Origin of the sequence: Rhodoferax sediminis (assembly GCF_006970865.1) — a bacterium.
In the GTDB taxonomy this organism is placed as follows: Bacteria; Pseudomonadota; Gammaproteobacteria; order Burkholderiales; family Burkholderiaceae_C; genus Rhodoferax_A; species Rhodoferax_A sediminis.
The window spans coordinates 87,793-106,915 of sequence record NZ_CP035503.1 but is presented as its reverse complement, the minus strand read 5'-3'; the positions used below and the strand labels follow the sequence as shown (position 1 = coordinate 106,915).

Below are 19,123 nucleotides of genomic sequence, written 5' to 3'. Positions count from 1 at the left end.
TACATGCTTGAAACACTATTCCGCAAATCATCTCCCCGGTCGTCGGCATCAGTAATCGAAGTGACGGTGGCATTTGATGCTGCCGGTATCCACTACCGATCACCGGCTCCGACAACAGCCGAGTGGCTGGCGATGCCGTATGCATTTGGAGAGGCTGCCGATCTCGGCGCGCGGCTTGCACAAATTTTCCTGGACGGTTTCGGCGAGCGGCGTGAGGCCGATTTCCTGTTGCCGTGGCCAGATGTGTATGCGGTGTTGCGCCATCAGGAGCTTGGTGCCTACCGGGATGCGCTTCTTATCCCGCCAGAGTCTACGGCGCGGCCTAAACTGACGAGCAAGGGCGCGCTGATGGACCCCGATTTCTCGGTCCTTCTTGATGCATGGGTCGATCGGCAAGGGCGCCCGTTACAGCCTACGCCCAAACTTATGGGCCGGGTGCTGGAATCTGGGGCCTCCGCTGCGTTGCTGCCCGAGCCGCTGCACCATCTGCTCGATGAACTGTCGCACTTCCACGCGACGCCGGCGAGTGCGCGCACCCTGGCCTTCAAGGAGCAGTCATTCGGCCGGATGCGCAAGCTGGCGACGGCGACGGGTTGCCCGGTGTCGGATTACGTGGCCCGCACCATTGTGCTCACACCGGAGCGTCTGCGCCTCTCCATGGAGCGACGCGGCGAAGGCGGCACCAAAGTGCTGGAGGTCATACCGGGCTTCGACGAGGCACCGACCCAGTGGCTGACTCAGTTCGACCGTCTGCCGCTGCAAGACAGCTACGACGTGCCTGACGGTCCGTCACTGGTGCGTGTGGTCCTGACACCGGAGGTGAAGTCGGTGCTGGCAGAAATCAAGCGCATGCCGGGCCGCAGAGCCTCCGGCCCGCGAGCCGAGGCGTTCGTGCGAAACCCGTTCGCGGCGCTGGGCGAGGATGCGCATGCGGTCATCGACCCCGTGCAGTTTGAGGGAGCCCGCGATGCAGCTGGCATACGTTTTGAGCGCTTTACCCCTCATGTCGATCGAGGTGAGCGCGGCGAGGTCACCCGCGTCGCCTTGTTGGTGGAGGCACTGAGTGATGCTTCGGTCGAGCCCGTCACGACGTGGATCGATACGGCGGAGGATCTCGGGCGATTCACCAGCAAGCTGGGGCGCTGTATTGACGACGGGTCGCAGTGCATCACATGGCGACAGCATGAGCTGGAAATCGTCGGCGACACACCCGCCCACCTTGCGCAACTCGAAACCTGGCTACGCGAGTGGAACAGTCCGGCACTCTGGACGGCGGCCGAAGTCCTGGACCTGAGCAACTACTCGGGTCGTATCGAGGCAATCGGTGTCGAAAGACCATTCATCACACCAGTTATTGTCAAAAACGACGACAACGGTGGCTGGTTTGAGGGCAACGCCAGCTTCGGGATTCGGGTGGAGGGGCAGCCAGGCGCCGTGCCCACGATTGTGCCCGTAGCGTTCGGTGAAATCCAGTCGTTGCAACAGGCCGTCAGCGGCGCGGAATCGTCGGGGCATCCCGAGGTGCAGTTGCCCGGACTCAAGACGCCGGTGCCGCTGGCCGATGCCCGGCGCGCAGTGGATGCCTTGGCGCGTGCACAGGCGGAGCTGGATCGCAAGGAATTCGTGCCCCCGATTGGCCGACTCGCCCCCGAGCCGCGGAAGCGGCTCCTTATCCGACGTAACCTCGAAGAAATCGACTATAGCGAGGAGCGCGCCGACGCTTTGCAGATGCCTGAGGACCGCGAACCGGTAATGCCCCAGGCCCTGCGCCCAGAGGTGACGCTCAAGGCCCACCAGCTCGTCGGCGTCGCGTGGCTGCAGCACTTATGGGAGGCATCCCCCGACAACTGTCGAGGCACAGTGCTGGCGGACGACATGGGGCTGGGCAAGACGCTGCAGTTGCTGACGTTCATCACTTCTTGCTTCGAGGCCGATCCGTCGCTGCCGCCCGCGCTGGTAGTGGCGCCGGTCGCTTTGCTGGAGAACTGGCGCAATGAGCTGGACCGCTTCTTTCAGTCGGGAACCTTACCTCTATTGACGCTTTACGGCGACGCTTTGAAATCTTTGCGCGTTGGCAGGCACGAACTGGACGCCGATCTCAAAGCACAGGGTGTGACCAAGTTGTTGAAAAGGAACTGGGTGGGTGACGCCCGACTGGTGCTGACGACTTACGAGACTATGCGTGACCTGGAGTTTGCGATGGCGAGCCAGCAATGGTCGATCATGGTCTGCGACGAGGCACAGAAGATCAAGAATCCGGCGGCACTGGTGACTCGTTCGGCAAAAAAGCAGAAAGTCCGATTTCGGATTGCCTGCACCGGCACGCCAGTGGAGAACACACTGGCCGACTTGTGGTGCTTGTTCGACTTTGTGCAGCCAGGCATGCTGGGCGCGCTGAGCCACTTCTCGCGCACCTACCGGCAGCCGATCGAGGCCAAGACCGAGGAACAGAAGGCCAAGGTTGAAGAACTCAGAGCGGTAATCCAGCCCCAAATCCTGCATCGCAAAAAAAGCGAGGTGGCGAAGGATTTGCCGACACCGGTCGAGGATGCCGCGTGCAAACAGCTACCGATGTCGGCCTATCAGCACGGACTTTACGAAGGCGCGCTCAACTCACTGCGGGAACAACGGGCATCCGACCCGTCAGCCCAACTCCAAGCCCTGCTGGCGATTCGAAAGATCTGTTCGGACCCGCATGGATTTGCCGAACCGGATACCCGTCGTCTCGCCATTGAGCGACTGGTCAATGAGTCACCGAAGATGGGCTGGATGATTGATCGGCTCAAGACCCTAGCGGCCGACCAGGCCGGCGATCACAAGGTAATCGTGTTCTGCGAGTTCCGGGAGTTACAGCTGACGCTACAACGGGTGATCGCGGCATTTTTTGGCCTGGCACCGAGTATCGTGAATGGAGATACGTCAGCTGACCCGCGCGCAGCCGAGAACCGACAGCGGCTGATCGACACCTTCCAGCACCAGCCCGGCTTTAACGTGATCATCCTATCGCCACTGGCGGTCGGCTTTGGCGTCAATATTCAGGCGGCGAACCACGTGATCCATTTCACCCGCACCTGGAACCCGGCCAAGGAAGATCAGGCTACCGCACGCGCCCACCGTATCGGGCAGACGCGCACCGTGACGGTTTACTACCCCGGCGTCGTCAGCGATCAGTTTCCCAGCTTTGACGTGCGGCTGGACGCGCTGCTCGGCCGCAAGCGGGCGCTGGCATCCGACATGCTGATCGGGTGCAGCGACCTGAAGGCATCCGACTTTGCGGACTTCGGCTGATGGCCACGGTTCCTACGCGGCTACAACTGGAGCTAGAGAGCCACCGCGGGCTCACGCCATGAGCCTTTGACCTGTAATCATTCGTCCACCAGCTACGGAGTTGCCTACATATGCAAGACAAGATCATTCTTGATGCCAACGAGTCCATCATCTGCCCGAAATGCGCACACGAATTCACACTCGGGGATGGCATCACTCGACAGACCATTGATCGTCATGCCGAGGAATTCGAGGCGCTGCTGAAGGCCGGTCGGGACGAACTAGAAAAGCACCTGACACGGGATGCCCAGCGCAAGGCGACGCAGGCCGCCGCCGCGGAGATCGCGAAACTGCAGGAGCAGGTGTCGAATGCCAAACGCGCCGAGCGGGACGCCCAAGCATCAATTGAACAAGCGCGGAAGGATGCGCGCGAGAAGGCCGCTGCCGACGCCGAGCAGGAGCGCAAAGCACTACAGGAGGATCTGGCCCGCAAGGACGCGGCAATCAAGGGATTTCGCGAGCAGGAAATTGAACTGCGCCGCCAGAAGCAGGCCGTCGAAGAGCAGCAGCGCAATATGGAACTCGAACTGCAGCGCAAGCTCGACGAAGAACGCGGGAAAATCACTGTCGCCATTGCACAGCGTGAGGCGGATCGTTTTGTGATGATGGAGGCCGAATGGAGGAAGAAATTTGACGACGCTCAGAAAAGCAACGATGACCTGCGCCGCAAGCTGGAGCAGGGTTCGCAGCAACTGCAGGGCGAAGTCCTTGAGCTTGAAGTCGAGCAGTCGCTGACCACGACCTTTTTCCACGACCTGATTGAAGAGGTCAAAAAAGGCGTGCGTGGCGCCGATGTGATGCAAACCGTGCGCACGGCCGCCGGCATCCCCGCGGGAAAAATCATCTGGGAAGCGAAGCGGGCCGAGAACTGGTCGGACAAGTGGCTCCACAAGCTGAAGGACGACCAGCAAGATGCCAAAGCGGACCTTGCTGTCCTGGTGACGACAGTAATGCCCAAAGGCGTCACCGATCCCTTCACCCGCATTGGCGATGTTTGGGTGATTTCACCCCAGGTGCTTCGCCCGATGGCAGAGACTTTGCGCGTGATCCTGCTGGAGACGCACAAACTTCGGCAGGCCAACGTGGGTAAATCGGAGAAAGTGGAGCAGTTGTATGCCTATCTTTCAAGCCCCACATTCTCCCAACGCATCCGCACGGTCCTCGACACGTTTTCAGGGATGCAGACCGATCTGGATTCAGAGCGTCGGGCGCTGACCAAGATTTGGGCTAAGCGTCAGACTCAGATCGACCGGGTAACCAAGAGCATGGTGACCGTTGTGGGTGAACTGCAGGGCATTGCCCAGGAGTCGCTACCCGATCTGCAACAGATTGACACCTTGGAGGCGATCGCCCTGCCCGAACCGGAACAAACTGCCAACCACTGAGCATCCCGAAAGCAACCACATGGAAATCACAAAAGCATTGATCATAGATACACCTCACATCGACCGCATCCTCGCCGGGCAGAAGTCCTGGGAGCTTCGCAGCACGGCAACGAAGGTCCGAGGTCCGATTGCGCTCATCCGCAAGGGGTCTGGCACGGTCGTCGGCGTGGTCGAAATTGCCGACAGCCTGGGTCCATTGACAGAACCTCAAATGCTGGAGAACACGACCCGGCACATGGTCACCGCCGAGCGAATCAAGAATGGCGAGGTCGCCAAATACAAGCACGCGTGGGTCCTGAAAAACCCCAGACCACTAACAACGCCGATTCCCTATGAGCATCCGAATGGCGCCGTGATCTGGGTAAATCTGCAGCCCGCCGTGGTGGCGCAATTGGCGATATAGCTCCGGCGGGCCTCTTGGCCAGAGTGACGTGCGGGCACGCGACGCGTTCAAGTCGATCCGGCCGGGTGATAGGTGCGGGAGCACGTTGGCCAACGCTAAGAGCGCATATATGTGCCACGCCGGCTCCGACCTGAGCGCGCCTTGAGCGACTACAATAAAAACCAGGTCAGAAGCATTCGGTTTCTGTCCAAATTCTGTCCAACTGCGTTGGACAAGATTGAAGTTTTTGATTCGATTCGGTGGGACGCTCAAAATCGTGAGAAGGCCGCAAACCCGCGCCAGTCAACGGTTTCCATGGAAGCCTTGACCGCCGTGCAGGTCGCGCTGCTGACCATCTACGACATGGTCAAGGCGGTGGATCGCGGCATGACCATGACCGACGTGCGTGTGCTGGAAAAGCACGGCGGCAAGTCGGGCAGTTTCGTCAATCCGTAGCTCACGGTACCAAAGCCCGCAGCTTTTGCGGCAGGCGGGCATCGTCCGCCGTCCACTGCGCATAGTCTTTGGGAAACGCCGCCCGAAAACGCGCCAGATGGAACTGCGCGTCCTCATCGCGGCCGAGCAGCACGTCGGCCGCTATCAGTTTTTCGATCACGCGCGGCTCGGGTGAGTAGTGCAGCAAGCGGCCGGCCAGCGCGCGCATCTGCGCCGCATTGCCCGGTGTCAGCTCGGTGATGGTGAGTTCGGCAAAACGCGCGGGGTTCCTGAACAGCATTGAGTCGCGCACCTTGGCCAGCGTGTCGCCGCGGTAGGGGGCGTCGCGCTGCTCGGGGGCGAGGTAGATCTGGCTCACGCGGTGATAGTCCCAGGCCGCGTACAGCACCCCCGCCAATGCCGTGATCGCTACTGAAACAATAGCTACTTGTGCTGATACACCAAGGGCTACAGGCCGATTTGACGCCACATTCCGGCGCGCCCCCGTCAGCCACAGCCACGCCAGGCACAGGCCGAACGCGATCTGGAACGGCCCGTACCACAGCGGGTATTCGAGCAGGCTGTGCAGCCCGATCACCGCCAGAATCGCCCACGCCATGCGACGCGTCGGGTCGGCCTCAGCCCAGGGCCGCTGCCGCCACGCCCACCACACAAAGCCACCGCAGACGAGCAGCGCCGCCGGGATGCCGAGCGTCACCGCCAGTTGCAGCGGCAGGTTGTGCGCGTTGTCCAGGATGGCGCAAAAACGCGGGCCGTCGAACAAAGTGATGTAGTGCGCGTAGGCGAGCTGGCCCCAGCCCCAGCCGAGCCACGGGTGCTGCGCGATCAGCTGCAGCACGTTGGACCAGAGCGTGAGGCGGCTGGCGCAAAGCTCGTCGCCGGCGCGCAGGCGCGCAAGCGCGTCGTGTCCGAACAGCCCGAAGCCGGCCAGCCATGGCAGGAGCACCGCGGCCAACGCATAGGCCAGCACGGCCGCCAACAGGACGCGGCGCAGGGCCGGCTGGCGCCAGCCGCCCCACAGCCAGGCCAGCGCGCACAGCAACACCAGTTGCAGCAGCCCGGTGCGCGACGATGACGCCGCGTTGCCCGCCATCAGCAGCGCCGCCGCGATCCACGCCCCCCACGCCAGCCCCGCGCGGCGCGCACCGAAACGCCCCGTTGCCACCAGCCAAAGCAGCGCGGCCAGCGCCATGTTGGTCAATGTCGCAAACTGGTTGCGCTGGCGCAGGTTGGCAAAGGCCTCGCCCAGCTCGGTCTGGTTCACCCACGGCAGCAGGCTGGCGCCCGCGCCGAAGTATTGGCACAGCCCCATGACGCTGCTGACCAGGCCGGCCGCCACCCAGGCCCAGGCGGCGGTAGTGACCAGGCGCCCGCAAAAGTCCCGGCTCGAGAGGCGGCTGCACAGCACCAGCAAACCCGCGGCACAGGCCCACGAGAACAGCAACGGCACCGCGGCCGGCGACGGGCCGGGCGCAAACGGATTGAGCCAGGGCAGGGCGATCAGGAAAAAAATCGGGATGGATTGCATCGAGCATTGTGGTCAGGTTGCATGCTATCATATTGGTGCTTTAACACCAATGCGAGAATTGTACATGAGCCGCCTCACCATCACACTCTCGGAATCCCGCTATCGGGCATTGAAGGAAGCCGCCGCCCAGCGCGACAAAACCATCGGCCAGTTGATCGACGAAAGTCTCGACTTCTATGGCATCAAGTCGCGCGAACAGGCACTCGATCTGGTGCGCCGTGCTCGTACGCACAGCCAGTTGAGCGAAGAGCAGGCGCTCACCCTCGCACAAGATGAAGTGCGCGCGTCGCGCCGCGCATCGTGAGCGAATTTGCCATCATCGACACGAATGTGGTCGTTGCCGGCCTGCTCACCGCGCGCGCCGATTCGCCCGTGGCCCGCATCCTCGACGGCATGCTGGCTGCGACGTTCGCCTTCGTGGTCTCCGAAGCGCTGCTGGCGGAGTACCGTGCGGTGCTGCTGCGGCCCAAGCTGTGCCGGCTCCATGGACTGTCGGAAGCGGAGGTCGACACCATCCTGGCCGACCTGGCCCGGCACGCCATCGTGCTGCCCCCCGCCGGCACCGCGCCCCAGGCCCCGGACCCGGGCGACCAGTTTCTCTGGGACCTGCTCGCCAGCCGGGCCGACCTGGTGCTGGTGACCGGCGACAAACTGCTGCTGCAAGACAAGGCTGGGCCGCAACGGGTGATCTCGCCAGAGACCTTTGCCGCCCGGCTGCAGCATTGATCCGGATTTATGGAATTGATGAAAACAACGCCCATGACACCTCCCATCCTCATCACCGGCGGCGCCGGCTACATCGGCTCGCACACCGCCGTCACGCTCATGGAGGCGGGGCACAAGGTCGTCATCGTCGACAACCTGAGCAACAGCAGCGTGCGCGTGCTGGAGCGGCTGCGCCAGTTGTGCGGCGATGCCTTCGAGTTCGTGCAGGCCGACGTGCGCGACGGCGCCGCGCTGGACGGCGTCTTCGTGCGGCATTCCGTGGCCAGCGTGATCCACTTTGCCGGCCTCAAGGCCGTGGGCGAGTCGGTGGCGCAGCCGCTGCGCTACTTCGACAACAACGTCGGGGGCACCGTCAGCCTGCTGCAGGCGATGGAGCGCGCTAATCTGCGCCGTCTGGTGTTCAGCTCATCGGCCACCGTGTACGGCGAGCCGCAGCAGGTGCCGATTCCCGAGACCGCGCCGCTGAGCGCCACCAACCCTTACGGCCGCACCAAGCTCGTCTGCGAGGACATGCTGCGCGACCTGCTCGCGGCCGACCCGCGCTGGCAGGTCGCGATCCTGCGCTACTTCAACCCCGTCGGCGCGCACGCCAGCGGCCTGATCGGCGAGGCGCCCAGCGGCGCGCCCAACAACCTCATGCCCTACATCACCCAGGTCGCCGTGGGCCAGCGCGAGTTCCTGAGCGTCTTCGGCAATGACTACCCCACGCCGGATGGCACCGGCGTGCGCGACTACATCCACGTGATGGATCTGGCGCGCGGGCACCTGGCGGCGCTGGAGTATCTGGCGCGCGGGCAGCGGTCCATCACGGTGAACCTGGGCACCGGCTCCGGCGTCAGCGTGCAGCAACTGGTCGACACCTTTGCGCGCGTGACGGGACGCCCCATTGCGCACCGCTATGTGGCGCGCCGCCCCGGCGACGTGGCCGCCTGCTGGGCCGACACCACGCTGGCGCGCACGCTCTTGGGCTGGCAGGCCGAGCACGACCTGGTGCGCATGTGCGAAGACGCCTGGCGCTGGCAGGCGATGAATCCTGCGGGGTATGGAAGTTAATTGGAGTCTGACCCCAATTACTGCCAATTACTGGGCGAGCTGATCTATGCGGCAGCCGGAACTTTGGCAGTCAGCTCGATGCCCAGGGCCTTCATGACCGCCAAGGTTGTCTTCAGGGTTGGATTGCCGTTCTCGCTGAAGGAGCGGTAAAGCTGCTCGCGGGAAAGCCCGGTTTGCCCCGCAATTTGCGTCATTCCTTTGGCCCGGGCGACGACCCCCAACGCATGCGCGATGTAGCCGGCGTCATTCGTCTGGAACGCCTCGGCCATGAAGAGCGCCATCGCTTCGTCAGAGGTCAAATCCTCGGCGGGATCATAGGTGGTCAGTTTTTCAGTCATTTCATTCGCTCCATTCATCCGCCAGACGCTTCGCAATTTTGATGTCCTTCGCCTGCGTGCTTTTGTCACCGCCGCACAGCAGGACAATGATCGTGCTTCCCCGTTTCTGGAAGTAGATGCGGTATCCGGGGCCATGGTGGATACGCAATTCGCTGACTCCCTGCCCCACGGGTTCCGCATCGCCCGCAAGACCAAAGGCGAGGCGGTCCAGACGGGATGCAATCAAGATGCGCGCCCGTTCGTCCTTGAGTCGGGTTCGCCACTTCCTGAATATTTCCGTTTGTTTTATCTCGATCATCGAGGCATATCGTAGTTTATAGACTACTCAATGTCAATCACACCAAGATGAAACAATTGGAATCTGACCCCAATTACTGTACGGCCGCACCAAACTCGTCTGCGAAGACATGCTGCGCGACCTGCAGCGCGCTGATCCGCACTGGCAGGTCGCGATCCTGCGCTACTTCAACCCGGTCGGCGCGCACGTGAGCGGCCTCATCGGCGAGGCGCCCAGCGGCGTGCCCAACAACCTCATGCCCTACGTCACCCAGGTCGCCGTGGGCCAGCGCGAAACCTTAAGCATCTTCGGCAACGACTACCCGACGCCGGACGGCACCGGCGTGCGCGACTATATCCACGTGATGGACCTGGCGCGCGGCCATCTGGCGGCGCTCGACCACCTGGCAAAGCAGCAGTCCTCCATCACCGTGAACCTGGGCACCGGCTCCGGCGTCAGCGTGCAGCAACTGGTCGACACCTTTGCGCGCGTGGCCGGACGCCCCATCGCGCATCGCCACGTGGCGCGCCGCGCCGGCGACGTAGCCGCCTGCTGGGCCGACACCACGCTGGCGCGCACGCTCTTGGGCTGGCAGGCCGAGCACGACCTGGTGCGCATGTGCGAGGACGCCTGGCGCTGGCAGGCGATGAATCCTGCGGGGTATTCCTGATACCCCAAACGATCCGTTGCCGGAACCCGTTCGCCAGCTGCGGCTCATCCAGCGAGCCACCCGCAAGCCGTCCAGCCCGCCCCATCGCCTCAAGTTATTCCGTTACTCCCAAGGATTGAGCAGCAGCACACCGCACGGCTCAAAATCGGCAACGTTGCGGGTGACGACGGTCATGCCATGCACAAGCGCGGTTGCAGCGATCAGGCAATCCCGGACAGGGCGCGGATCAGGTACATGAAGCTTCGCGCTGCGCTGTGCCACGGCCGTATCAACGGGCAGGATACGGCCGGCGAACGCGGGCAAAACATGGCTGTCGAGCCATGCCCGAAACACCGCGCCCTGCGCCGGGTCGCGGCGCTCTGCCAGCAGCACGCCGATTTCCAGCTCCTGCACCGTGATGACGGACAAGTACAGGTCCACAGACTCCACGCTGTCGGCCCACTTCGCCACGTTCGCATCGGCGCGTCCCGAGCGAATTTTGCGCAGCTCGGACACGACGTTGGTGTCGAGAACAAACATCAGGAAAGGTCCGCAGGCTGTGCGAGGTCACGCAAACGGGGAATCTCAAGTTCAACATCCTCAATGCCCGGCATGGCCAACAAGTCGGCAATCTTCTGGCGGCTGCCGGTCAGGCGCTGATAAAGCGCCATGCTCATCAGCACATGGGCTGGCCGGCCCCGGTCTGTGATGAACACAGGCCCCTTGTTGGCTGCCTTTTTTGCCTCGCTTGCGGCCTGGTTGAACTCCCGGCTTGATAAGGTTGTGATGGTCATGACAGCACCTCATTAATGAATACTTTATGTAGTCATGTTACTACATTATTCCGGGAAAGACAAGCCGGCTCGGGCACCATAGTTGCCGCGGGATCGCGCGGCTTTCTGGCTCGTAGCAGGTAAATAAAACGGGTCAAGCCCTTATGCGGTCTTCACGATAAGCTATCAAAACAAGAGCGTGCAGATTGTGGCCGCTCGAACTGTCGTACCCGCGCCTCCCTCTTGCCCCCATTTATTCCGGCGCAGCCACCCCCGCCAATTGTGGATAGCGAACCTGCAGCGCCGCCCAGCCCTCACGCGCCTCCACACAGCGCTTGGGCTCGTGAATGCGGCAAATACGTGCCAGCGTGTCGCGCGCGACCTCGGGCTGGCCATTCAGGCCGGCCGCCAGCGCATAGCGGAAGAGCACCGGCGTCACGATGCGGTCCACGCCAATGCGCGCCGACTCCATGCACAGGGTACGGTAGTTGTCCTCGGCCTTGAGGTAATCCGTGGCCACGCCCACAAACACCACGCCGAGCAGCGCAGTGAACGACAGCATGGCCCAACGCGGCACGCGCAACAACCGCCCGCCTGCCGGCGAAAGCCCCCTCGACGGCCCCCATCGCCCCTCAAAAAAACCCGTCATAAGGCGCGAAACCCGCCACCTCGCCATTCGGGCGCAACAGCGCGACCCAGTCGCCGCGCGCGATCACCGGCAGGAACCGAGCCTGCTGCGGGTCGAGCTTGAATGCGCGCAAGCGCGTGGCAAGGTCGGCGCTGTGGGCCGGGTCGTGCGCCAGCAGCACGGCCACCGGCCTGGACCGGGCCAGCACCCGGTCCCGCGCCTCGCTGTACGGCTGCCAGAACAGCGGCCGCTGTCCCGTGTCGGCACCACCCAATGCCATGAACAAGGCCTGGTTGCGCTCCTCACCGGGGCGCGCCGCCCGCGCGGCGAGCAGCCACGGCCCGGTGAGTGGCAGGCTGCGATATTGCGGCAGCGCCTGGGGCAGTTCGGGCGTGTACACGGCGTCCGCCGCGACGACGCGCAGGCGATCCACCTCGAACACCAGTGCGACGGGGCGCGCGATGTACACCGTATGCAAGCCGTAGAGCAGGGCGCCGAGTTGCAGCAGGCCGATCACCGCGAGGTCGCGCCTGAGGTGCGGCCAGCCCTTGGCCGGATTGAAAACGGCGAAGGTCAGCAGCGGCCCCAGCACCACGTCCACCGACACGACCAGAAGGAACAGATCGCGCCCGCCCGCCAGCAGGCGGTAGGCGTCGGGGTACCACAGGTCGAAGACGAGAGTCGCGGCCAGGGTCGCGAATGCAGCGGAGACCAGCAGATGCAGGCCCGCGGCGCGCAGGCGGGAGCGGAGGTTCAAACGTGCCAGCATGGTGGAGGGGTGTATTTTCTCAGGGTGGGCGCCTCGCGCCTGGTAATCGGCTTTACGTGCATGCTTCTGCCGGCGAAATGATTGGCGCCTGGGCTCCTATTTCCCCGAATCACTACGTTTTTAATAGCGGCTATTGTTTGACAGTCATGGGCTAGAGTCAGCTTTGATTGAGTAGATCAGGGCTATTTAGAATCTGGCTCAAATTTTCTTGCCAAGCATGCGTAGCCCAAAAATTGGCGGATAGTGGCGAGGTACATAGAGACGAAAAAGCCTCCGCGAGGAGGCTTCTTGCAAATGTGGCGTAGAAGAATTACTTGCAGGAGCCAGGCAGGTATTTATTGATCAGCGCCGTAGAACCCAGACACTTCCAGCCTGCGATTTGCGAACCTTGGTCTTTGTTCGCAGCGCTCACATCAATTGCGGTGGTCAAAGCCACGTCTTTGAAGGGCGAGAGTGTGAGGAAGTCGGTGGCCGGCGCAAGTGTTACGCCCAAAGCGGTGGCATCCGGTTTTACGGTAATCACGCCACTCGCACTGGTCCTGACGGATTGCACCATTTTCGTGGGGCCTGCACCAGCTGTGTCTGCGATGTTTGCTTCGCAACCCCAGCCGTCTGCAGTGCCTACAGAACTGACGCTCATCGTTTGCACGGCCTCACTGATGGATGTGCGGCACTGCGACGCAGCCAAAACCACTTCTGACATACGCGCCTTTACCGTGTAATCCTTGTACGCCGGCAACGCCACGGCCGCCAAAATACCGATGATCGCCACGACGATCATCAACTCGATCAGGGTGAAACCCTTTTGAACCTTTTGCATGGAACGCTTCATGAAAAACTCCTTGGTTGAAACTGAAATGCGAAGAAGTTACAGCAGGTTGCATGCCAGGGCGTTCATCCCGCTTTTTTGTGAACCTTTTCACGCATTGGCCGCTGCGGGCCGACGCTTTTTGACCCACTCAGACCAGGGGGCTGACAATTTTCGTCACTTAATGCAGACCGAGCGCACCTGTTTCAGGTCGGTCATGCCCAGCATGATCTTTTCCATGCCGTCCATCTTGAGGGTGCGCATGCCGCTCTCGACCGCGGCGGCGAAGATCTCGGACACGCGGGCGCGCTCCTGCACCAGCTTCTTCAGGATGTCGTCGGCAATCAGCAGTTCGTGCAGGCCGACGCGGCCCTTGTAGCCGGTTTTATTGCATTTGTCGCAGCCCACGGCGCGATAAAAGGTGAGCTTGCCGTCCTGGCCGTACTGCCCGGTCCAGGCCTCCAGCAGCTTTTGCGCCTCGCCGCCGGCATCTAGCTTCCACGCCACGGTGTGGCGCAGTTCGTCGGCGTATTCCTTGATGAAGTCGTTGATTTCCGCGGAAGTGGGCTCGTAGGCCTGCTTGCAGTCGCACAGCTTGCGCGCGAGCCGCTGCGCCAGGATGCCGAGCAGCGCATCGGAAAAGTTAAACGGGTCCATGCCCATGTCGAGCAGCCGCGTGATGGACTCGGGCGCGGAGTTGGTGTGCAGCGTGGAGAACACCAGGTGGCCGGTGAGCGAGGCCTCCACGCCCATGGACACCGTTTCCTTGTCGCGCGACTCGCCGACCATGATGACGTCGGGGTCGGCGCGCAAGAAGGCGCGCATGATGAGCGCGAAGTCGATGCCGGCCTTCTTGTTGATCTGGACCTGGCGCAGGCCTTTTTGCGTGATTTCAACCGGGTCCTCGGCGGTCCAGATCTTGGTCTCGGGCGTGTTCAGGTGCTTGAGGATGGAGTGCAGCGTGGTGGTCTTGCCCGAGCCGGTGGGGCCGCAGACATAGAACAGGCCATAGGGTTTTTCGATGGTCTTGACCAGGCGTGCCCGGTTGTGCGGTGTCAGGCCCAGCTTGTCGAGCGCAATGGGCTCGCCGCCGGCCAGGATCCGCATGACCACGTCTTCAACGCCGCCGGCGGAGGGAATGGTGGCGACGCGCAGCTCGATGTCGAGCGGGCCGTATTTCTTGAACTTGATCTTGCCGTCCTGCGGCTTGCGGCGCTCGGAGATGTCGAGGTCGCACATGATCTTCAGGCGCGTGACCATGGCCTGGCGAAAGTGCGCCGGCACTTCGATGTAGGGCGCCAGGATGCCGTCAATGCGAAAGCGGATGCCGGTCTTGGCCTTGCCCGGCATGGGCTCAATGTGGATGTCGGACACCTTCTGGTTGTAGGCGTCGATGATGACCTTGTTGACGAACTTGACAAGCTCGTTGTCGGCGGCGGCGGACTCCAGCGAGTCTTCGGTGCCGTCGTCGTCAATGGGCGCCGTGAGGTCGGCCAGCAACTGGTCGATGGAGCCGCCCTCGTCGCTGGCGCTGCCGAACAGCTGGGCCAGCGTCTCGTCGAACTCGGTCTGGGTGGTGACGCGCCAGGCCAGTTTGCGCGCACGCGGAAACACCTGCGGCACCACGCGCGAACCGCGCACGGCCTCGGGGTCCAGGCACATCACGACCAGGCCGTCGGGCGATTCTTCAAGCGGAATCCAGCCCTGCTGCTCCAGGAACTCGCGCTTGAGCGAGCCGTGCAGCATCTCGGAGCGGATGCGCCCGGGGCTGAGCGGCTCGTAGGGCACGCCGAAAAACCGGGCCAGCGAGGCGCCGATCCGGGCCGGCTGGAGGTGGTACGCCGCCACCAGCACATGCTCCACCGGGCGCCCTTGTTCGCGGGCTTTTTGCATGCATTGCGCGAGCTCGGCGTCACTGAGCACGCCATCGGCCACCAGGCCGTCGTACGGCGTGGTCTTGTTGCTGCGGCGCGCGTCCTGTGCCTTTTGCCGGCGCTGGCGGATGGCGGTGGCCAGCGTCCTGCATAGCTGCTTGGCGCCTTCGAGTTCGAGCGCGCCGAACGGCGCGTCGCTGTGGTTATTGATGACCTGCAGCACGCCATACAGCGTGGCGCCATCGAGGATGGGCTCCACCAGCATCTGCTTGGTGCGGTAGCCCGAGCGTTTGTCGACTTCCTTGAGGAAGCTCAATTGCGGGTCGATGCGTTTGAGCGCGGCGGCGTCGTACACGTCGGCAATGTTGAGCCGCTGCTGGCTGAAGGCCACATAGCCCGCGATGCTTTGCGCACTGATGGGCAGCTTGAGCGCGCCGGTGGTGTTCAGGCCGGTCTTGAAGCGCGAGACGATGGCGCTGCGGTCTTCGTTGACGGCATACAGCGTGAGGCGGTCGGCGTTGAACAGCTTGCAGATGTCGTCACTGACCTCGAGCATGATCTGGTCGAGGTTCTCGGTTTCATGAATGCGTGTGGTGACCTGCTGGAGCTGGCGGAAAAACAGCACCTCGAAGGTGACGCCGCGCTTTTCGGGCGGCAGCCGCTGCGAGTCGAAAAACGCCTGCTCGGCGTCCTTGTCAACGGCCGGGGGCAAGACTGCGCTCACAGTTCGAACTCCTGGCCTGCAGCGAGCCAGCGGATGTCGTGGCTGACCCCGGGGCCGAACGGCTGGGTCTGGTCGAAGCGTTTCACCTCGGACATGATCAGTTCGGTTTCGGCGGGTTTGGTGTGAGTGATGTAGATGGGGTAGCACTTGCCTTTGGCGATGCCGCGCAACTCGTCGGCCAGCACCTCCGGCGACAGGTGCAGGCTGCGCAGCGCCACCTCTTTTTCGCGATTGCTGAACGCGGTCTCGATGATCAGCAGGGCCACGTCGAGCTGGTTCAGCCGCTGCCAGAACGGCGGGTTGCGCTCGGTGTCGCCCGAGAAAACCCAGGCGCGGCCGCCGGCGCTGGCGGCGTAGCCGACGGCCGGCACGGTGTGGGCGGCTGGCAGCGCTTCGATCTGCTTGTCGTTGATCGACAGGATCTGGCCCATGGCCAGTTCATGAAAGCTGACGAGCGGGGCCTTCCGCGAGGGAATGCGCGTGAAGTCGGGCCAGATGACGTCGTTGAACACGTGGGTCTTGAGCGCCTTGATGGTGCCGGCCAGTGCATGAATCTGCAGCGGCGTGCTGCGGCGCGAGGCCACCGTATCGACCATCAGCGGCAGCGCCGCGATGTGGTCCAGGTGTGAATGCGTCAGGAACACGTGATCGATGCGGTACATCTCGGCCAGCGTGAGGTCGCCCACGCCGGTGCCCGCGTCGATCAGCACGTCGTTATCGATCAGAAAAGACGTGGTTCGGCAGTCTTTGGCGATGGCGCCGGAGCAGCCCAATACGCGCACCTTCATGCAAGCCCTTGCTGTGTGGTTACCTGGTTTTGAAACGGGTTGCGCCAGCCCCTGCGGGATCGAATGGCGGCAAGATGTTCAAGGCTACTCGCTCTGAATGGCGCCGGTAAAGGTATTTGTTGGCATTAATGCGCTTTAAATCGGGCCGCCCGTACGGGGCAAAGCCCCCGGCCGGCGCGCCTGACCGCCCTGGGCAGTTCCGCCTCAGGGCTGCATGAACTGCATGCGCGTGCCGGCCAGCTCCAGCAGGTCGCCGTTTTTGAGCGCGACGGGCGTGCCGCTGACGGGAATGCCGTTGAGGGTCGGCACGCTGGCGCCTTCGACGTGCGCAACGACAAAACCGATCGGGCGTCGGGTGATGGCCGCGACCGCGACGCCGGGCTTGCCGATGGTGGTGACGACCTTGACCAGTTGCACCTCGCGCCCGGCCGCTGCGCCCGACAGCACCTTGATGGCAGCACCCGGGCGCAGGTCCAAATCGGCGGGAGCCTCCGCAACAGGTGCCGGAGCCGAGGCTGGCGGCATCACGGCGGCGGTCGCTGCCGGCTGCATCGCCGCGGCCTTGTCGAGCGCCGCACCCGCGGTTTCGTTCACGAACCGGATCTTGTACTTGCCCACTTCGACCGTATCGTTGTTTTGCAACAACTGCTTTTTGATCGACTTGCCGTTGACGTAGCTGCCGTTGGTGCTGTTGAGGTCTTCGAGGTAAACCTCGCCGCCCACCATCTGCAGGGCAGCGTGCTCGCCGCTGACGGCCAGGTTGTCGATCACGATGTCGTTATACGGCCGCCGGCCCAGCGTCGTGCGGTCCTTGGTCAGCTGAAATTCCTTGATGACGACACCGTCGATCGACACGATCATTTTCGGCATGGCCGGCTCCTGTTTCTGTAATGGCTGTGTGGCCCGCTGAGATCAATGGCTAGTTTCCCAGCATTCTGGAAATCAAGCCCCGTTTTGTAAAGTTTTCGTTGCGCTGGGCGAGCAGCACTGAAATATTATCGCGCCCCCCGTTGGCGTTGGCGTTGTCGATCAACCGTGTCGCCATTTGCGGCAGCGCCGCGTCCGTGCGCAGGATGGCCGCAATGTCTTCTTCGTCCATCATGTCCGACAGCCCGTCCGAACACAAGAGGTAAAGGTCGCCTGGCGCCGTGCGAAGCTCTTTGACCTCGAGCAGGACGGTGTCCTCGACCCCCAGCGCCCGGGTGATGAGGTTCTTGTGCAGCGAGCCGGCCGCCTCCTCGAGCGTGATCAGGCCGGCATCGAGCTGCTCCTGCAAGAGCGAGTGGTCTCGGGTGATGCGCTCAAGCAGCCCCTCGCGCAGGCGGTAGCAGCGCGAGTCGCCGATGTGCCCCAGCATGAGGCGCTCGCCCTGGAACACAGCCACCACCAGCGTGGTGCCCATGCCCGCGTACTGCGGGTTGGCGTTGGCTGCGTTGAAGATGGCGCGGTTGGCGTGGTCTGCACAAATCTCCATGGCGCGGCGCACATCACGGGCAGCGGCCTGTTGGCCAGCCTCGATCAGCCAGCGCCCCAGTTCGGAGCGGATGAACGTGGTCGCCATGGCGCTGGCGACTTCGCCCGCGTTGTAGCCGCCCATGCCGTCGGCCAGCACGGCCAGCCCCGATGACGCGTCGAACGTGACGGAGTCCTCGTTGTTACCCCGGACGAGACCCGGGTCGGTATGTGCGCAAAACTGGTAAATCAACGGGCCGCCTTTTGTCACAGCATCCGGCTGGTCCCATGGCGGCGACCATGCAGACAGCAAATACTTGTTTCAGCACGTTACCAGAGGCGCTTGCGGCAAACAAGAAACTTCACAGGGTGGCCCCGCGACTTGTTGCAAAAGTGCCGCCACCGGCCGAAGCGGCGAGCGTTCAGCTGGCGGCGGGCGCGGCATGGCTACGCGCCGACAGCGCCTTGCCAACCCCCACCACAAACAATGCGCCCACCGCGCAGGCGGCGTAATGCAGCCATGGGGCGGCCGCCAACACGCCCGTCAGGACCGCATCGCCGACGATGGTCTCGCCGGCCACCCAGCCGATCAAGGCCGCACCCACGGTAATGATGAAGGGGAAGCGCGCCATCAGCTTGACCATCAGGGACGCACCGAACACCACCAGCGGAATGCTGATGGCCAACCCGAGGATCAACAGGATCATGCTGCCCTGCGCGGCAGCAGCCACCGCAATGACGTTGTCCAGGCTCATCACGAGGTCGGCAATCAGGATGGTGCGCACGGCCGCCAGCAGGCTGCCATAGGTCTTGCTCTCGCCTTCGCCCTCTTCCTCGTCGCCCAGCAACTGCACGCCGATCCACAGCAGCAGGCAGCCGCCGACGATTTGCAGATAGGGCAGCGCGAGCAGCTTGGCGGCCACCACGGTCAGCGCGATGCGCAGCACGACCGCTGCGCCCGAGCCGAACAGGATGGCCTTTTGCTGCTGCTTTGGCGGCAGCGAGCGCGCCGCCAGCGCAATGACCACGGCGTTATCGCCGGACAGGATGATGTTGATCCAGATGATCTCGATCAAACCAATCCAGAAATCGGCGCTTTGCAGTAACTCCATGGGGTGCTCCAGTGCTTGTCAATGCAAGAAGCGCCCGTCACTTGCGGTTCGGGCGCTTCCTGGTCCTGTCTGGA

20 protein-coding genes and 1 pseudogene are annotated in these 19,123 nt (G+C 63.0%); 8 read left to right on the top strand and 13 right to left on the bottom strand.

Going from position 1 to position 19,123, the window contains the following annotated elements; all coding sequences use genetic code 11:
* Positions 1–3 precede the first annotated feature (3 nt).
* From EUB48_RS00560 to EUB48_RS00545, 4 genes are all read left to right on the top strand, one after another.
* Positions 4–3,288, top strand: a complete 3,285-nt coding sequence (locus EUB48_RS00560; protein WP_142817048.1) for a DEAD/DEAH box helicase — start codon at positions 4–6, stop codon at positions 3,286–3,288.
* Between the two features lie 110 nt (positions 3,289–3,398).
* Complete coding sequence (locus EUB48_RS00555) at positions 3,399–4,712, top strand: DUF2130 domain-containing protein (protein ID WP_142817047.1); 1,314 nt, start codon at positions 3,399–3,401, stop codon at positions 4,710–4,712.
* Positions 4,713–4,731: 19 nt separating this feature from the next.
* Entirely contained in the window at positions 4,732–5,115 is a 384-nt protein-coding gene (locus tag EUB48_RS00550; RefSeq protein WP_142817046.1) for an ASCH domain-containing protein, read from the top strand.
* 234 nt (positions 5,116–5,349) lie between these two features.
* Positions 5,350–5,550 carry a cyclic pyranopterin monophosphate synthase MoaC gene (locus EUB48_RS00545; protein ID WP_420821464.1) on the top strand — a complete coding sequence of 67 codons (201 nt, stop codon included), beginning with the start codon at positions 5,350–5,352 and terminating at the stop codon, positions 5,548–5,550.
* A gap of 1 nt (position 5,551) precedes the next feature.
* On the opposite strand, the gene EUB48_RS00540 is transcribed toward EUB48_RS00545, so the two are convergent.
* Positions 5,552–7,078 carry a PglL family O-oligosaccharyltransferase gene (locus tag EUB48_RS00540; RefSeq protein WP_142817045.1) on the bottom strand — a complete coding sequence of 509 codons (1,527 nt, stop codon included), beginning with the start codon at positions 7,076–7,078 and terminating at the stop codon, positions 5,552–5,554.
* Positions 7,079–7,142: 64 nt separating this feature from the next.
* Between EUB48_RS00540 and EUB48_RS00535 the strand changes: the two genes are divergently transcribed.
* Genes EUB48_RS00535 through galE form a run of 3 tightly spaced genes read left to right on the top strand, consistent with a single transcriptional unit; the run spans position 7,143 to position 8,857 of the window.
* A complete protein-coding gene (locus EUB48_RS00535) occupies positions 7,143–7,382 on the top strand; it encodes a CopG family transcriptional regulator (RefSeq protein WP_142817044.1) in 240 nt (79 codons plus the stop codon).
* Positions 7,379–7,804 carry a putative toxin-antitoxin system toxin component, PIN family gene (locus tag EUB48_RS00530; RefSeq protein WP_210411677.1) on the top strand — a complete coding sequence of 142 codons (426 nt, stop codon included), beginning with the start codon at positions 7,379–7,381 and terminating at the stop codon, positions 7,802–7,804. The genes EUB48_RS00535 and EUB48_RS00530 overlap by 4 nt, the downstream gene beginning before the upstream one ends.
* A gap of 33 nt (positions 7,805–7,837) precedes the next feature.
* Entirely contained in the window at positions 7,838–8,857 is a 1,020-nt protein-coding gene (gene galE / locus EUB48_RS00525; protein ID WP_142817042.1) for a UDP-glucose 4-epimerase GalE, read from the top strand.
* 44 nt (positions 8,858–8,901) lie between these two features.
* Here the strand turns inward: galE and EUB48_RS00520 are convergent, their stop codons facing one another.
* Both EUB48_RS00520 and EUB48_RS00515 read right to left on the bottom strand, forming a co-directional pair.
* Entirely contained in the window at positions 8,902–9,195 is a 294-nt protein-coding gene (locus EUB48_RS00520; protein ID WP_142817041.1) for an addiction module antidote protein, read from the bottom strand.
* Position 9,196: 1 nt separating this feature from the next.
* Positions 9,197–9,493 (bottom strand): type II toxin-antitoxin system RelE/ParE family toxin, encoded by a 297-nt coding sequence (locus tag EUB48_RS00515; RefSeq protein WP_142817040.1) that lies wholly within the window; start codon positions 9,491–9,493, stop codon positions 9,197–9,199.
* A gap of 79 nt (positions 9,494–9,572) precedes the next feature.
* Between EUB48_RS00515 and EUB48_RS00510 the strand changes: the two are divergent.
* Positions 9,573–10,142 (top strand): annotated as a pseudogene (locus EUB48_RS00510) (NAD-dependent epimerase/dehydratase family protein); the annotation flags it as partial.
* Positions 10,143–10,244: 102 nt separating this feature from the next.
* On the opposite strand, the gene EUB48_RS00505 reads toward EUB48_RS00510, so the two are convergent.
* The 10 genes from EUB48_RS00505 to EUB48_RS00460 form a co-directional block, all read right to left on the bottom strand.
* Positions 10,245–10,664 carry a type II toxin-antitoxin system VapC family toxin gene (locus EUB48_RS00505; protein WP_210411729.1) on the bottom strand — a complete coding sequence of 140 codons (420 nt, stop codon included), beginning with the start codon at positions 10,662–10,664 and terminating at the stop codon, positions 10,245–10,247.
* Positions 10,661–10,915, bottom strand: a complete 255-nt coding sequence (locus tag EUB48_RS00500; RefSeq protein ID WP_142817037.1) for a type II toxin-antitoxin system Phd/YefM family antitoxin — start codon at positions 10,913–10,915, stop codon at positions 10,661–10,663. Before EUB48_RS00500 ends, EUB48_RS00505 begins: the two co-directional genes overlap by 4 nt.
* Positions 10,916–11,147: 232 nt before the next feature.
* Positions 11,148–11,456, bottom strand: a complete 309-nt coding sequence (locus EUB48_RS00495; RefSeq protein WP_142817036.1) for a hypothetical protein — start codon at positions 11,454–11,456, stop codon at positions 11,148–11,150.
* A gap of 70 nt (positions 11,457–11,526) precedes the next feature.
* Positions 11,527–12,291 carry a TfpX/TfpZ family type IV pilin accessory protein gene (gene tfpZ / locus EUB48_RS00490; protein WP_142817035.1) on the bottom strand — a complete coding sequence of 255 codons (765 nt, stop codon included), beginning with the start codon at positions 12,289–12,291 and terminating at the stop codon, positions 11,527–11,529.
* A gap of 310 nt (positions 12,292–12,601) precedes the next feature.
* Positions 12,602–13,123 (bottom strand): pilin, encoded by a 522-nt coding sequence (locus EUB48_RS00485; RefSeq protein WP_142817034.1) that lies wholly within the window; start codon positions 13,121–13,123, stop codon positions 12,602–12,604.
* 153 nt (positions 13,124–13,276) lie between these two features.
* Positions 13,277–15,697 carry a GspE/PulE family protein gene (locus tag EUB48_RS00480; protein WP_142817033.1) on the bottom strand — a complete coding sequence of 807 codons (2,421 nt, stop codon included), beginning with the start codon at positions 15,695–15,697 and terminating at the stop codon, positions 13,277–13,279.
* Positions 15,694–16,485 (bottom strand): 3',5'-cyclic-nucleotide phosphodiesterase, encoded by a 792-nt coding sequence (locus tag EUB48_RS00475; protein WP_142817032.1) that lies wholly within the window; start codon positions 16,483–16,485, stop codon positions 15,694–15,696. Before EUB48_RS00475 ends, EUB48_RS00480 begins: the two co-directional genes overlap by 4 nt.
* 204 nt (positions 16,486–16,689) lie before the next feature.
* Positions 16,690–17,355 carry an FHA domain-containing protein gene (locus tag EUB48_RS00470; RefSeq protein ID WP_142817031.1) on the bottom strand — a complete coding sequence of 222 codons (666 nt, stop codon included), beginning with the start codon at positions 17,353–17,355 and terminating at the stop codon, positions 16,690–16,692.
* Between the two features lie 49 nt (positions 17,356–17,404).
* The gene (locus tag EUB48_RS00465; protein WP_142817030.1) at positions 17,405–18,190 is read right to left on the bottom strand and encodes a Stp1/IreP family PP2C-type Ser/Thr phosphatase; all 786 of its coding nucleotides are present in this window, start codon (positions 18,188–18,190) and stop codon (positions 17,405–17,407) included.
* A 169-nt stretch (positions 18,191–18,359) separates the two neighbouring features.
* Entirely contained in the window at positions 18,360–19,049 is a 690-nt protein-coding gene (locus EUB48_RS00460) for a TerC family protein (RefSeq protein WP_142817029.1), read from the bottom strand.
* Positions 19,050–19,123 lie beyond the last annotated feature (74 nt).